This is a genomic window from Oerskovia sp. 140933, from assembly GCF_059651515.1.
This window is the reverse complement of sequence record NZ_JAMXIO010000025.1, coordinates 1-14,466: the sequence shown is the minus strand read 5'-3', so window position 1 is coordinate 14,466 and position 14,466 is coordinate 1. Positions and strand designations below refer to the sequence as shown.

Below are 14,466 nucleotides of genomic sequence, written 5' to 3'. Positions count from 1 at the left end.
TCGCGAGGCGTGGCTGTCGCGTCGCGCCGTCGAAGGAGGAGCAGGAGATGTCCGTAGGAGACGTGGCCGGGCTGATCGCCGCCATCGCGTTCGTGCTGCTGGTCGGGGTCCTCGCGGTCCCTCTGGTCAAGCTCGGCCGGGTGCTCGACGAGGCCCGTGCGAGCATCAAGGAGGTCACGGACCACTCGGTGCCCATCCTCGACGAGGCCGCGACGACGGTCGCCACGACCAACAGCCAGCTCGTCAAGGTCGACACGATCACGACGTCCGCCGCCCAGGTCAGCGAGAACGTCTCTGCCCTCACGGGCCTGTACGCGGCGACCTTCGGGGCTCCGCTCGTCAAGGTCGCGGCCTTCACCTACGGCGTGCGCCAGGCGTTCGCCCGGGCCTCCGGTCGTGCGGGCTCCGGACCGCGGACCGGTCGCTGATGCGCCGCGTCTTCTGGGTCGGCGTCGGCGTCGCGATCACCGTGGTGATCGTGGTCAAGGGGCGGCAGGTCGTCGCACGCTACGCGCCCGCGTCGCTCGTCGACCAGGCGACGGACCAGGTCAACTCGCTCGGGGAGAAGGCCACGGGGTTCGCGCGGACCTTCCGCGAGGAGTTCCGGGTCGCTCGCGACGCACGGGAGGCCGAGCTGCTCGCGTCCCTGCTCGCCGAGGGCCAGCCCCACCCCGACGACGTGCGCGCGGCTCGCGCGGCGCGCCGCGACCGTGCGGGGGAGCCCGGCGTCGACGACGACGAGGACCTCCTCGGGTACTCGTTCTACTGATCCACCTCCCGGGCCTCTCCGCCCCGTCCCGACGCACCGCGCCGGGACGGGAGGGAAGCAGGTCGGGAACATACTTGTTCTAGCCGGTGTCGCCCGCGTCCAGCGGCGCGCCCCGGGCCGTTCCATCACCGACTTCCGAAGGACATCATGCGTACCGCCGAGATCCGCAAGCGTTGGCTCGACTACTTCGCCGCCCAGGACCACACGGTCGTGCCCTCGGCGTCGCTGATCTCGCCGGACCCCTCGACCCTGTTCACCATCGCGGGCATGGTGCCCTTCATCCCGTACATGACGGGCGAGCAGACGGCGCCGTGGGCCCGTGCGACGAGCGTGCAGAAGTGCGTGCGCACCCTCGACATCGACGACGTGGGCAAGACGACGCGCCACGGCACGTTCTTCCAGATGAACGGCAACTTCTCGTTCGGCGACTACTTCAAGGAAGGTGCCATCACCTACGCCTGGGACCTCATCACGCGGTCGCAGGACGAGGGCGGGTACGGCATCCCCGAGGACAAGATCTGGGTCACCGTCTTCCACGAGGACGACGAGGCGCGCCAGCTCTGGAAGAAGATCGCCGGTCTGCCGGACGAGCGCATCCAGGGCCTCGGCATGGGACCCAACTACTGGTCCACGGGAGCCCGTGGGCCCGCAGGTCCGTGCTCGGAGATCTTCTACGACCGCGGCCCGGCCTACGGCCCCGACGGCGGCCCGGCGGTCGACCTCGCGGGCGACCGGTTCCTGGAGATCTGGAACCTCGTCTTCATGCAGTACGAGCGCGGGGACGGTGGGACCAAGGAGTCCTTCCCCATCCTGGGCGAGCTCACCAAGAAGAACATCGACACCGGCATGGGCCTCGAGCGCGTCGCGTTCGTCCTGCAGGGCGTCGACAACATGTACGAGATCGACGAGGTCTTCCCCGTCATCGCCGCGGCCCAGGAGCTGTCCGGCAAGCGCTACGGCGCCGACACCGACGACGACGTGCGCATGCGCGTGGTCGCCGACCACGTCCGCTCGGCGCTCATGATCATCAGCGACGGCGTGCGACCCTCGAACGAGGGGCGCGGCTACGTGCTGCGCCGCCTGCTGCGCCGCTCGGTGCGCGCGATGCGCCTGCTGGGTGTCGAGGACCCCGCGCTGCCCCAGCTCTTCCCCGTCTCTCGCGACGCCATGCAGGCCTCCTACCCGGAGGTCGGCGCGGACTTCGAGCGCATCTCGCAGATCGCCTATGCCGAGGAGGAGGCGTTCCGCCGCACCCTGACCTCGGGCACCACGATCCTGGACACCGCGGTCGCGGCCGCCAAGACCACGGCCGGGGCGGGCAGCACGCCCGTCCTGCCCGGTGACCAGGCGTTCGCCCTGCACGACACGTACGGCTTCCCGATCGACCTGACCCTCGAGATGGCTGCCGAGCAGGGTGTCCAGGTCGACGAGAAGGCGTTCCGCGCCCTCATGCAGGAGCAGCGCACGCGCGCTCGTGCCGACGCGCTCGCCAAGCGCACGGGCGGGGTCGACACCGCGGCCTACGAGACGCTGCAGAGCGAGATCGCGCGTCCCGTCGAGTTCCTCGGCTACACCGACGCCACGGCGTCGGTCAACGTCGTGGGCCTCCTGGTCGACGGCGTGCCCTCCCCGGCCGCGACGGCTCCGGCCGACGTCGAGGTCGTCCTCGACCGCACGCCGTTCTACGCCGAGGCCGGCGGCCAGCTCGCCGACCACGGCACGATCGTGCTCGACGGCGGCGCGACCATCGAGGTCGACGACGTGCAGCGCCCCATCAAGGGCTTCTCCGTCCACCGCGGGCGCCTCGTCGAGGGCGTCGTGGCGCTGGGGGACCCCGGCACCGCGCAGATCGACACGGCCCGCCGCAAGGCGATCAGCCGCGCCCACACCGCGACGCACATGATCCACAAGTCCATCCAGGAGGCCCTGGGCAAGGACGCGACGCAGGCGGGCTCGGAGAACGCGCCGAGCCGCATCCGCTTCGACTTCCGCGCCTCGAGCGCGGTGCCCGCGGGGGTGCTCGCCGAGGTCGAGGAGCGCGTCAACACCCAGCTCGCCGAGAACCTCGAGGTCACGGACAAGGTCATGCCCATCGCCGAGGCCAGGGCGCTCGGCGCCATGGCACTGTTCGGCGAGAAGTACGGCGACCAGGTGCGTGTGGTCTCGATCGGCGGCGACTGGTCGCGCGAGCTGTGCGCGGGCACGCACGTCAAGCAGTCGGGCCAGCTGGGCCTGGTGACGCTGCTCGGCGAGTCCTCGATCGGCTCGGGCGTGCGTCGCGTCGACGCGCTCGTCGGCGACGGTGCGTACGGCTTCCAGGCCAAGGAGCACGCGCTCGTGGGACAGCTCACGGGGCTGCTCAACGTGCGCACCGAGGAGCTGCCGGACCGGGTGGGCTCGCTCGTCTCGCGGCTGCGCGAGGCGGAGAAGGAGCTGGCGGCACTGCGCCAGGCCCAGCTCCTCGCCCAGGCGTCGAGCCTCTCCGCGGGGGCCGAGTCCGTGGGCTCCGCGCGTGTCGTGGTGCACGACGCCGGTGAGGTCGCCTCGGCCGACGACCTGCGCGCTCTCGCCCTCGACGTGCGCGGCCGCCTGGCCGACTCCGCGCCGAGCGTCGTCGCCGTCGGTGGCGTCAGCAAGGGACGTCCTCAGGTCGTCATCGTGACCAACGCGCCGGCCCGTGAGGCCGGCCTGCGCGCGGGCGCCCTCGCGAAGAAGGCGTCGGGCGTGCTCGGCGGCGGCGGCGGCGGCAAGGACGACATGGCCCAGGGCGGCGGCACGGACGTGTCCGCGCTGCCCGCTGCCCTCACGGGCATCCGCGACGACGTCGCCTCGGCGCTCTGAGCCCGCACCCGATGACCGTCGACGACCACCAGGCGGGGGGCCCCCCCCCCCCGGCGGGCGCCCCCCGCCCGGGGGGCGCCCGCCTGGGCGTCGACGTGGGCAGCGTGCGCGTCGGGCTCGCCGCGAGCGACCCCGACGGCCTGATCGCGACCCCCGTCGAGACCCTTCCGCGGGACATGAAGACCGTCCCCTCCGGCCCCGACACGCCGTCGGGCACGTTCCCGGCCGACGTCGCACGGATCGCGGCGGAAGTGGAGGAACGCGGTGCACGTGTGGTGTACATCGGGCTTCCTCGACACCTTTCCGGCGCGGAGGGTGCCGCCACCCAGGCCGCACGTGCGTACGCTGGACTGGTGGCACGTGCCGTCGCACCGGTCCCGGTGCACCTCGTCGACGAACGCATGACGACCGTGAGCGCCCACCAGGCGCTGCGGGCCTCGGGGCGCGCCGGGCGCAAGCAGCGCTCTGTCGTCGACCAGGCGGCGGCAGTTATCATCCTCCAGACCGCTCTGGACCGCGAGCGGAGCGCGGGGGCGCGTGCTGGAGAGTTCGTAGAACGTTGATCGTTGCGTCGTGGCAAGGACCGCCGCGCGCACACCCGTCAGGAGGCAGCCTCCCGTGACCGACCTATTCGACCGCCCGCCGGTGCAGCAGCAACCACCGTCCCGGGCGTCCCGTTCGGGGAGCCGAGACCGTCGAGCCGCGAAGAAGCGCGCGCAGCGCAGGCGCCGTCGCGCGCTGATCATCGTGCTCGCCCTGGCCCTGGTCGGAGGGGCCGGTTTCTACCTGGTGACCAACGCGTCGAACCTCCTGGGGTTCGAGAACCCCTTCAGCGCCTCGGACTACGAGGGGCAGGGCACGGACCCGGTCGAGGTGACGATCGACCAGGGCTCGACCGGGACGGACATGGGTCAGGTGCTCCTCGACGCGGGGGTCGTGAAGTCGGTCAACGCGTTCGTCGAGGCCTACAAGGCGACCCCTGAGGCGAGCTCGATCCAGCCGGGAAACTACACGCTGCTCACCGAGATGAAGGCTTCGGCCGCGGTCTCGCTCCTGCTCTCCAAGGAGGCGAAGAACGAGCTCAAGCTGACGATCCCCGAGGGGTTCACCAAGGCGCAGGTCATCGACCGCGCCGTGTCGGTGACCGGCAAGCCCAAGGAAGAGTTCGACGCAGCGATGGCGGACCCTGCGGCGCTGGGCCTGCCGGCCGAGGCCGGAGGCAACTTCGAAGGCTGGCTCGCTCCGAGTACCTACATCCTCGAGCCGAGCGACACCGCGGAGACCATCCTGGCAAACATGGTGGTGACGACCATCAGCAACCTCGACTCGTTGGGCGTCGCACCGGCTGACCGTCAGACGGTCATCATCAAGGGGTCGCTGGTGGAGCGCGAGGGCATCTCGCTCGAGCAGTTCGGCAAGGTTGCCCGCGTGATCGAGAACCGCCTGGCGGTCGGCGAGCCACTGAGTCTCGACGCGATCGACTCCTACGGCCGGGGGAAGAAGTCCTCGGAGATCACGACCCAGGAGTTCCAGGACAAGTCCTTCCCGTACGCGTCTCGTGTCAACAAGGGGCTCCCGCCCACCCCGATCGGGAGCCCGGGGATCGCTGCGTTGACCGCGGTCGTCAGTCCCACCGAAGGTGACTGGCTGTGGTACGTCACCGTCAACCTCGACACGGGCGAGACGAAGTTCACGAACAACTACAACGAGTTCGTGAGGTTCAAGAGAGAGTTCAAGGCTTGGGAAGCGGAGCAGGACGGATGACGCCTCGGCGCGCCGCCGTCCTCGGCCACCCCGTGGCCCACTCGCTCTCACCCGTCCTGCACTCCGCGGCGTACCGCGCGCTGGGGCTGGACGGGTGGGAGTACACGGCGGTCGACGTGACCGAGGAGCAGCTGGGCGGCTTCGTCGAGGGCCTCGACGAGAGCTGGGCCGGGTTGAGCCTGACCATGCCGCTCAAGCAGGTCGTGCTCGACCTGCTCGACCACGTCGAGCCGCTCGCCGGCGTCGTGGGGGCGGTCAACACGGTCCTGCTCCAACCCACGGGCTCCGGACGGACCCTGGTCGGGGCCAACACGGACGTCCACGGTCTGGTCGCGGCTCTGCGCGAGGGACTGGGCAGCGGTCCGGGGGAGCGGCCCGTCGGGTCGGCGCTCGTGCTGGGAGCGGGTGCGACGGCGGCCTCGACCCTGGCCGCGCTCGCCGAGCTCGGCTGCGCCTCCCCGACGGTCCTGGTGCGTTCGCTCGCGCGCACGGGGGGCCTGCAGCGGGCCGCGCACCGCATGGGTGTCACCCCGCGCTTCGAGATCCTGGACCCGGCCTCGCCCCTCGTGGCGCAGGTCGACGTCGTCGTCTCGACCTTGCCGTCGCGGGCGGCGGACCCGGTCGCGGATGCGCTCGCCGGGCAGGCCGCGGCCGGGGCCGCGGCGCCCCGTGGTGTCCTGCTCGACGTGGTCTACGACCCGCGCCCCACCGCGTTGTCCCGTACCTGGTCGCAGGCAGGAGGGACGGTCGTGGGCGGTGAACGCATGCTGCTGCACCAGGCCGCCGAGCAGGTGCGCCTCATGACGGGGCAGGTCGCGCCCCTGGCGGCCATGGCCGAGGCCCTCGAGGCGGCCCTCCTGCCCAGCGTCACCCGGTCCTGAGCGCGGAGTGCCGAGGGCTCCGACCCGGGACGCACGTCGTCCCGGGTCAGCCCAGCAGCAGCGCCTCGCCGAGCACACCGGGCCCGTGCACGGCGCCGACCAGCGCCCCCACGAGCATGAACGGCCCGAACGGGATCGCCGTGCGGCGATCCGCCCGCCTCGTCGCGAGCAGCGCGACGGCGGCCGTCCCGCCGAGCACGAACGCCGCGAACGTCCCCACGGCGAGCTCTGGCCACCCGCACCACCCCAGGTAGGCACCCAGCAGCCCTGCGAGCTTGACGTCGCCGAACCCGAGGCCGGCCGGGACGAGGGCCATCGCGAAGTACGCGCAGCAGAGCGCCAGCCCGCCGACCAGGGCACGGACGAGCGCGCCGGCGTCGGGTGCGAGGAAGCTCGCCGCGCCCAGCAGGAGCGCGAGGACCGGGTACGACGGCAGCACGAGCGCGTCGGGCAGACGGTGCGTGCGCGCGTCGATCACCGCGAGCGCCGAACCCACGACCGCGAGGTGGACGGTCGCGGGCACGAGGCCGACCGGCAGGCCCGCCGCCAGCGTCCCCGCGACCGCCACGGGCACGGCCACCGACGTCACGGCGAGGACCGTGCGTCGGTGCGGCCCGACCTCGGCCCGGGCGCGCGACCAGGCCCGTCCCGCGCGACCGCCCGACGGCCCGCCGGCACGCACACCGCGCGCCGCGTCCTCGTCCGCCACCCTCCACCGGTCCCCGCCCCCTGCGCTCGTCACGGCGCGAACGTAGCGCAGCGGGCGCTGCGGCCGGGCGTCGTCCACAGAGCTGGACGGCCTGGAGGGGCGACGGGCTCGGTCACCGGCCCGCGGTGCCGGTCCGCACTGCGGTCGGGTTCGGGGACGCGCCGGGCGGCGTGGGAGGATTCTCCTCATGCTTCGTTGGTTGACATCGGGTGAGTCGCACGGTCCGGCGCTGGTCGGCATCCTGGAAGGGCTGCCCGCAGGGGTCGAGCTCGTGACGAAGGACGTGCAGGACGCGCTCGCGCGCCGCCGCCTCGGCTACGGGCGCGGCGCGCGCATGAAGTTCGAGCAGGACGAGGTCCGCATCCTCGCGGGTCTGCGCCTGGGCCTGACGCAGGGCGGCCCGCTCGCGATCGAGATCGGCAACACCGAGTGGCCCAAGTGGGTCGACGTCATGAGCGCGGACCCCGTGCCCGCCGAGGCGCTGCAGGTCGACGCCGGGACGGGGGACGTCCGCGAGATCGCCCGCAACCGCCCGCTCACGCGCCCACGCCCCGGGCACGCGGACCTGATCGGGATGCGCAAGTACGCGTTCGACGACGCCCGCCCCGTCCTGGAGCGTGCCTCGGCGCGCGAGACCGCGACCCGAGTCGCGCTCGGCGTGGCCGCGGCGAACTTCCTCGAGCAGGCCGTCGGGATCCGCCTGGTCTCGCACGTCGTGGGCATCGGCACGGTCGACGTCCCCGAGGACGCGGCGCTCCCGGCGCCCGACGACGTCGCGCGCCTCGACGCGGACCCGGTGCGCTGCTTCGACCCCGCGAGCTCCGCGGCGATGGTCGCCGAGATCGACGAGTGCCACAAGGACGGCGACACCCTGGGCGGTGTGGTCGAGGTCCTGGCCTACGGAGTCCCGTCCGGGCTCGGCACCTACGTGCAGTCCGACCGCCGCCTCGACGCGCGCCTCGCGGCCGTGCTCATGGGGATCCAGGCCATCAAGGGCGTCGAGGTCGGCGACGGCTTCCGCACCGCGCGCCGCCGCGGCTCGCAGGCGCACGACGAGATCGTGCGCGGCGAGGACGGTCACCTGCACCGCCTGAGCAACCGTGCGGGTGGCATCGAGGGTGGCATGTCCAACGGCGAGGTGCTGCGCGTGCGCGCAGCCATGAAGCCCATCTCGACCGTGCCCCGCGCGCTCGCGACGGTCGACGTCGCGACGGGCGAGCCCGCCAAGGCCCAGCACCAGCGCTCGGACGTGTGCGCCGTTCCGCCCGCGGCCGTCGTCGCCGAGGCCATGGTCGCCCTGGTCCTCGCCGAGGCCGTCCTGGAGAAGTTCGGCGGCGACTCGGTCTCCGAGGTCCGCCGCAACGTCGAGGGCTACCTGGCCTCGGTGCCCGAGCTGCTGCGCTGAGATGACCACGAGCACCGGCCCCCGCGTCGTCCTCATCGGCCCTCCCGGCAGCGGCAAGTCCACCGTCGCGAGCGTCCTGTCCCACCGCCTCGGCCTGGTCGCCCGCGACACCGACACCGACGTGGAGGTCCTTGCGGGCAAGTCCGTCGCGGACGTCTTCCTCGAGGACGGCGAGCCGCACTTCCGGGACCTGGAGCGTGAGGCCGTGACGCAGGCGCTCGCGGTCCACGAGGGGGTGCTCGCCCTGGGAGGCGGCGCCGTCCTCGACGAGCACTCCCAGACCGCGCTGGAGGCGTACTCGGCCGCGGGGGGCGTCGTGGTGTTCCTCGACGTCTCCCTGGCGCACGCCGGCCCGCGGGTCGGGTTCAACCAGGCGCGTCCCCTCCTGCTGGGGAACCCCCGGGCCAAGTGGCAGGCGCTCATGGAGCAGCGCCGTCCCGTCTACGAGCGGCTCGCCACGGTGCGGGTCCTGACGGACGCGCGCACGCCCGGCCAGGTGGCGCACGAGATCGAAGCAGCACTCGGCGGCGCGTCCACGGACGTCCCGGCCGACCAGACGAGGAGCGAGCAGTGAACGACCAGCAGACGACCGCGACCGACGGGCCGTCGGCCGGCAGCGCCGGTGCCCACGGACCGGCGAAGGCCCGGCCCGCGACCCAGGCGCGGGTGCGTGTCGAGGGTGCGCAGCCCTACGACGTCCTGATCGGGCGCCACCTCCTCGGCGAGCTGCCGTCGCTGCTCGGCCCGGACGTGCGCCGGGTCCTCGTCATCCACCCGGCCGCGCTCGCAGCCTCGGCCGACACGGTCCGCGAGGACCTCCTCGCGGTCGGCTACGAGGCGTACATCGCGGAGGTCCCCGACGCCGAGGAGGCCAAGACCGCCCAGGTGGCCGCGTTCCTGTGGCAGGTCCTCGGGCAGGCGGACTTCACGCGCAGCGACGCGATCGTGTCGGTGGGCGGGGGCGCCACGACCGACCTCGCGGGCTTCGTCGCCGCGACGTGGCTGCGGGGCATCAAGGTCGTGCACGTCCCGACGACGCTGCTCGCCATGGTCGACGCCGCGGTGGGCGGCAAGACCGGCATCAACACGGCCGAGGGCAAGAACCTCGTGGGTGCGTTCCACCCGCCCGCGGGCGTGCTGTGCGACGTCGCGGCCCTCGAGTCGCTGCCCAGGTTCGACTTCGTCGCGGGGCTCGCGGAGATCGTCAAGACGGGCTTCATCGCGGACCCGCGCATCCTCGAGCTCGTCGAGGACAACACCGAGGAGCTCAAGAGCTGGGGCGGCGCGGAGGTCCCCGCGTCGACGTGGGCCGTGGTGGTCGAGCTCATCGAGCGCTCGGTCGCGGTCAAGGCACGCGTCGTGGGCGAGGACCTCAAGGAGGCCGGGCTGCGCGAGATCCTCAACTACGGCCACACCCTGGGGCACGCGGTCGAGCTCACCGAGCGGTACGCGTGGCGCCACGGTGCCGCCGTGTCCGTGGGGATGGTGTTCGCGGCCGAGCTCTCGCGCCTCGCGGGGCGCCTCGACGACGAGACCGTGGACCGGCACCGCGAGATCCTCGGCGGACTCGGCCTGCCGCTGACCTACCGTGGCGACCGCTGGGAGCAGCTCCTGTCCGCGATGCGTCGCGACAAGAAGTCGCGCGGCGACATGCTGCGTTTCGTGGTGCTCGACGGCCTGGCCAAGCCCGGCCGGCTCGAGGGCCCGGACCCGGCGCTGCTCGCGGCCGCGTACGCCGAGATCTCGATCGACGCGCCCCGTGGTGGGCCGATCGCGCTCTGACGCGCCGCCGTCGGGCATCCTGCGACGCCACGGCCCGCCCCCACCGACCGGTGAGGGCGGGCCGTCCGCGTGCGAGGGACGTGGGGCTCAGCCCCAGCGACCGCGCGCGACCAGGACGTCGCGCAGCAGGTCCGCACGGTCGGTCACGACCCCGTCGACGCCCAGGTCGAGCAGGCGGCCCATCTCCACCGGGTCGTTGATCGTCCACACGTGCACCTGCCGTCCCGCGGCGTGCGCGGCGGCGACGGTCCGGGCGTCCACGACCTGCACGCGCCCCTGGGCCACGGGCACCTGCAGGCAGTCCGCCCCGCGCAGCGCCCACGCCGCGAGCGCCCCGAACGGAGCGCGGGGCGCGCCAGCCCGGGCAGCGAGCAGGAACGCCGCGACCTCGCCCGTCCCCGTCGAGGTCGCCACGGGTCGGGTCAGGAGAGCGACCGTGCGCCGACGACGTGCCGGGGAGAAGGACGCGACGCACACCCGCTCGTGCGCGCGCGTCCGCTCGATCGCCTCCGCGACCGGCCCGACCGCGGAGTCCGCCTTGACGTCGACGTTGACCCGCAGGTCGGGCCAGGTGCCCAGGACGTCCTCGAGGAGCGGCACGGGCTCGACACCCCCGATCCGGGCGGCCCGCACCCGCTCCCACGGCTGGTCCGCGACCAGGCCCGTGCCGTCGGTCGTGCGGTCGAGGCTCGCGTCGTGCAGGGCGACCGCGACGCCGTCGGACGTCGCGTGCGCGTCGGTCTCGACGTACCGGAAGCCCAGGTCGCGGGCAGCGGCGAACGCCGCGAGCGAGTTCTCGAGGCCGTCGCGCGAGAACCCGCGGTGCGCGAGCGCCACGAACCCCGTGGGGGAGTCCAGGTACGGGTGCCGCCAGTCGCCGGGCCGCCCGCCGCGCGGGTCGGTGGCGCTCATCGGCCGGCCGCGGGCGACGTCGCGGGACGCCCGAGGCACCCGTCGAGCCAGCCCAGGACCTCGTCCAGGTACGCCTGGCGCGGCCCGTCCGCGGACAGCGTCAGGTCGTGCACCCCGCCCTCGACCGCGCGCACGCTCACCTCGGCGCCGATGCGCGGGGCCAGCCGCGCGATCTGCGCGACGTCCAGGACCGTGTCCTCCTCGTCGAGCAGCGGGTTCGCGAGGTCGTCGGGCCCCGAGCGCGCCGAGTGCGCGACCAGGACCGGGCACGCCACGTCGAGCCCGCGCGCCAGGCGCGCCTGTCCCTGGCGCACCGCACGCAGCCACCCCGCCCGCACGGGCACCCCCTCGGGGCGCTTGAGCGTGGGGTCGAAGTCCCACCGCCCGCCGTTGGCGGCGAGCAGGTGCGCCGCGTACGCCGACGGGGCGGCGCTGAGCACCGCGAGAGGAGACCACGGCCCGACGGCGTCGAGCACCCGCGTCGCGATCGTCCGGTTGAGCCAGCTCGAGTTGAGGTCGAGGAACGGCGAGTCCAGCACGAGCGCGTCGACGAGCCGCTGGTGGCGGTGCGCGTGCGCCCACAGGGGAGCCACCAGACCACCTGTCGAGTGCGCGTGCACCACGAGCGGCAGACCCGGGTGCAGCCCTCGGACCGCCGCCACCGCGACCGACAGGTCCGTCGCCGGCTCCCGCAGGTCCTCGACGAAGTGCGGCACCTGCCCCGGGCGGAGCGAGCGGCCCGCCGCCCGCAGGTCCACCGCGAAGAACGCGAACCCGGCGTCCTCGACCGCCCGCGCCAGGTGCTCCTGGAAGAAGTAGTCGTTGTACCCGTGGACGTGCAGGACGACGCCGCGCGGGTCGTCCTGCGGGGCGCTGCCGGGCGGCGTCCCCCGCTCCCGACGCACGAGGGTCGCCACGGGCGCGGGCACCGGCTCCGGGTCCGGTTCGAGACCAGGGTCCGCGTCGTGCGCCGGCGCGGCGCTCGCGGCCCGGTGCGGCAGGGGAGGGACGAGGGCGAGCAGGCCGTTGCGGGCGGCGGGCGGCGGCCCGCCCGTGGCCAGGGTCGCGGCCTCGAAGCCCGGCAGGAGGCGGTCCGGCTCCCAGGAGAGGGTCGGCGCGCCGGGCAGGGGCGCCGAGGCGCCGCCCGCCGCTCGGGCTCGTGCCGCCGCGACCGGTTCCGTCATGCGCCGTCCTCCTTGCTCGTCGAGCCCGCAGCCCCCGCTCGGGCGGGCGCGAGGTCCTTGCTCCCGTCGATGCCCTCCCCGGCGGGGAAGCGCACGAACAGCATGAGCACGAGACCCACGAGGATCACGGCCACGAGCCCCAGGATGCCCCAGTACTGCTCGCCCGACACGGCGACCATGGTCGCGAACGCCATGGGGGCGAGGAAGCTGGCGGCGCGTCCCGTGGTCGCGTACAGGCCGAACGCCTCGGCCTCGCGCCCCTCGTCGCTGATCCGTCCGAGCAGCCCACGGCTCGCGGCCTGGGCCGGGCCGACGAACGCGCACAGCAGCAGCCCCCAGATCCAGAAGACGCTCGTGCCGCCGTCGTGCTGGACGAACACGGCCGTGCCCGCGACCACGAGCCCCACGAGCGACCCCACGATCACGCGACGCGGGCCGATCCTGTCGTCGAGCCAGCCGGCTGCGATCGTGGACAGGCCCGCGACGACGTTGGCCGCGATCGCGAACACGATGACCTCGCTCGCGCTGAACCCGAACGTGCCCGACGCGATCACGGCGCCGAACGTGAAGATGCCCGCGAGGCCGTCGCGGTAGACGGCGCTCGCGACGAGGTACCCGAGCGTCGAGCGGCGGGTGCGCCACAGGTGCACCAGGTCGCGGCCGAGCTTGCGGTACGCGCCCACCACGCCGATCGGTGCGGACCCGCCCGGGCGTGGCGACTCGGGGACCGCGAGGAGCACGGGGATCGCGAAGGCCGCGAACCACACGGCCGACAGCAGCACGCTGACACGGACGTCCATGCCGCCCTCGCCCGTGACCCCGAACCAGCCCACGTCGGGGTTGATGAAGCCCACGAACAGCACGAGCAGCAGCACGATCCCGCCCACGTACCCGGCACCCCACCCGATGCCGCTGATGCGCCCGATCGTCCGGGGCGTCGAGATGTCGAGGAGCAGGGCGTTGTACGCCACCGAGGCCAGCTCGAAGAAGACGTTGCCCGCCGAGAGGAGCACGACGCCCAGGATCACGGCGTCGGACAGCGAGCCGGGGGTCGGCTGCACGAAGAACATCGCGACCATCGCCCCGACGGTCGCGGCGGTGTTGACGCCGAGCCACACCTTGCGGCGCCCCGAGGCGTCCGCGAGCGCGCCGAGGGCGGGGGCGAGCAGTGCGATGAGGGCGCCGGCGATCGTCAGCCCCCACCCGAGCCACGCGGTGTGGTCGGCCATGACGGCCTGCGGATCTGCCGAGCCGGCCTCGACGAACGCGTCGCTCGTGATCCAGCGCGTGAAGACGAACGTCGTGACGACGGCGTTGAACGCGGCGGACCCCCAGTCCCACAGCGACCAGGCGAGGACCTGGCGCCTGCCGACGGCGGGCGCGGAGACTCGCACGGCGCTGCCCTCCGGTCCCGCGTCGGGGGCGTAGGGGGAACGCCGGTCGGGTGTGGCGGGGGTCACGTCCTGGTGTTCTGGCACGCGCGCATCGTAGACCGCCTGGCGGGCGGGGTGGTGAACACGTGGCGACGTGCGTGCCGAGCGTGCAGCCCGGGCTGTCGTGCGGGGTGTGCCGACAGCCCGAACCGCACGCTGGGCGGGTGCCCGTGCCCCGGAGGTTCGCTCGTCCGGCCCGGACGGTCGCCGCGGGGCGGGCCGGGGCCCCGCTAGGCTCTGCGCATGACTCGCGTCCTCATCCTCAACGGTCCCAACCTCGGTCGCCTGGGCGTCCGCGAGCCCGACGTCTACGGGGCGGCGTCCTACGCCGACCTGGTCGCGGCGGGGGAGCGGTGGGGGGCGGAGAACGACCTCGAGGTGCAGGTGCGCCAGACGGACGACGAGTCGGAGCTCGTCGGGTGGTTGCACGGCGCGGTCGACGACGGCGCGCACGTGGTCCTCAACCCGGCGGCGTTCACGCACTACTCGTACGCGTTGCGGGACGCGGCGGCGCAGGTGACCAAGGCCGGCCTGCTGCTGGTCGAGGTCCACCTGAGCAACCCGGCGGCGCGCGAGGAGTTCCGGCACAACTCGGTCATCGGTGGTGTCGCGACGGGGACGGTGGCCGGGTTCGGGTTCGACTCGTACCGGCTGGCGGTCCTGGCGATCGTCGCGAAGCTCGCCGCCTAGATGTACCCGGCCAGGAGGTTGGTGTCAGTTCCGGTTGTTGAAGGGAGGACCTCCGGGCTTAGTGGAGATGTCGAAGTCTTCACAACCCGGAGGTCC

General features: G+C 73.5%; 14 protein-coding genes. 10 read left to right on the top strand and 4 right to left on the bottom strand.

Features of this window, described 5'->3' with window-relative positions; translation table 11 throughout:
- Positions 1 to 47: 47 nt before the first annotated feature.
- From NHG27_RS13350 to NHG27_RS13325, 6 genes are all read left to right on the top strand, one after another.
- The gene (locus NHG27_RS13350) at positions 48 to 428 is read left to right on the top strand and encodes a DUF948 domain-containing protein (protein WP_193720202.1); all 381 of its coding nucleotides are present in this window, start codon (positions 48 to 50) and stop codon (positions 426 to 428) included.
- Positions 428 to 769, top strand: coding sequence for a hypothetical protein (locus NHG27_RS13345; RefSeq protein WP_193720203.1), 342 nt, complete (start codon positions 428 to 430; stop codon positions 767 to 769). The genes NHG27_RS13350 and NHG27_RS13345 overlap by 1 nt, the downstream gene beginning before the upstream one ends.
- 147 nt (positions 770 to 916) lie before the next feature.
- On the top strand, positions 917 to 3,610 hold the full coding sequence (gene alaS / locus NHG27_RS13340; protein WP_497016604.1) for an alanine--tRNA ligase: 2,694 nt from the start codon (positions 917 to 919) through the stop codon (positions 3,608 to 3,610).
- A gap of 11 nt (positions 3,611 to 3,621) precedes the next feature.
- Positions 3,622 to 4,173, top strand: coding sequence for a Holliday junction resolvase RuvX (ruvX, locus tag NHG27_RS13335; protein ID WP_497016603.1), 552 nt, complete (start codon positions 3,622 to 3,624; stop codon positions 4,171 to 4,173).
- Positions 4,174 to 4,228: 55 nt separating this feature from the next.
- The gene (mltG, locus tag NHG27_RS13330) at positions 4,229 to 5,374 is read left to right on the top strand and encodes an endolytic transglycosylase MltG (protein WP_193720206.1); all 1,146 of its coding nucleotides are present in this window, start codon (positions 4,229 to 4,231) and stop codon (positions 5,372 to 5,374) included.
- Positions 5,371 to 6,255 (top strand): shikimate dehydrogenase, encoded by an 885-nt coding sequence (locus NHG27_RS13325; protein ID WP_193720207.1) that lies wholly within the window; start codon positions 5,371 to 5,373, stop codon positions 6,253 to 6,255. Before mltG ends, NHG27_RS13325 begins: the two co-directional genes overlap by 4 nt.
- A gap of 46 nt (positions 6,256 to 6,301) precedes the next feature.
- On the opposite strand, the gene NHG27_RS13320 is transcribed toward NHG27_RS13325, so the two are convergent.
- A complete protein-coding gene (locus NHG27_RS13320; protein ID WP_497016602.1) occupies positions 6,302 to 6,997 on the bottom strand; it encodes a prepilin peptidase in 696 nt (231 codons plus the stop codon).
- 154 nt (positions 6,998 to 7,151) lie between these two features.
- On the opposite strand from NHG27_RS13320, the gene aroC reads away from it, so the two are divergent.
- Genes aroC through aroB form a run of 3 tightly spaced genes read left to right on the top strand, consistent with a single transcriptional unit; the run spans position 7,152 to position 10,151 of the window.
- Positions 7,152 to 8,369, top strand: coding sequence for a chorismate synthase (gene aroC / locus NHG27_RS13315; protein ID WP_497016601.1), 1,218 nt, complete (start codon positions 7,152 to 7,154; stop codon positions 8,367 to 8,369).
- Between the two features lies 1 nt (position 8,370).
- Positions 8,371 to 8,943, top strand: coding sequence for a shikimate kinase (locus NHG27_RS13310; RefSeq protein WP_193720210.1), 573 nt, complete (start codon positions 8,371 to 8,373; stop codon positions 8,941 to 8,943).
- Entirely contained in the window at positions 8,940 to 10,151 is a 1,212-nt protein-coding gene (gene aroB / locus NHG27_RS13305; RefSeq protein WP_407671902.1) for a 3-dehydroquinate synthase, read from the top strand. The genes NHG27_RS13310 and aroB overlap by 4 nt, the downstream gene beginning before the upstream one ends.
- A gap of 87 nt (positions 10,152 to 10,238) precedes the next feature.
- Here aroB and NHG27_RS13300 read toward each other — a convergent pair whose 3' ends face one another.
- Genes NHG27_RS13300 through NHG27_RS13290 form a run of 3 tightly spaced genes read right to left on the bottom strand, consistent with a single transcriptional unit; the run spans position 10,239 to position 13,725 of the window.
- Positions 10,239 to 11,063 (bottom strand): glycerophosphodiester phosphodiesterase family protein, encoded by an 825-nt coding sequence (locus NHG27_RS13300; protein ID WP_193720211.1) that lies wholly within the window; start codon positions 11,061 to 11,063, stop codon positions 10,239 to 10,241.
- Positions 11,060 to 12,247 carry an alpha/beta hydrolase gene (locus NHG27_RS13295; protein WP_497016600.1) on the bottom strand — a complete coding sequence of 396 codons (1,188 nt, stop codon included), beginning with the start codon at positions 12,245 to 12,247 and terminating at the stop codon, positions 11,060 to 11,062. Before NHG27_RS13295 ends, NHG27_RS13300 begins: the two co-directional genes overlap by 4 nt.
- Complete coding sequence (locus NHG27_RS13290; protein ID WP_497016599.1) at positions 12,244 to 13,725, bottom strand: MFS transporter; 1,482 nt, start codon at positions 13,723 to 13,725, stop codon at positions 12,244 to 12,246. The genes NHG27_RS13295 and NHG27_RS13290 overlap by 4 nt, the downstream gene beginning before the upstream one ends.
- A 198-nt stretch (positions 13,726 to 13,923) precedes the next feature.
- Here NHG27_RS13290 and NHG27_RS13285 point away from each other — a divergent pair, with 198 nt between their 5' ends.
- Positions 13,924 to 14,370, top strand: coding sequence for a type II 3-dehydroquinate dehydratase (locus NHG27_RS13285; protein WP_193720213.1), 447 nt, complete (start codon positions 13,924 to 13,926; stop codon positions 14,368 to 14,370).
- Positions 14,371 to 14,466: the final 96 nt, after the last annotated feature.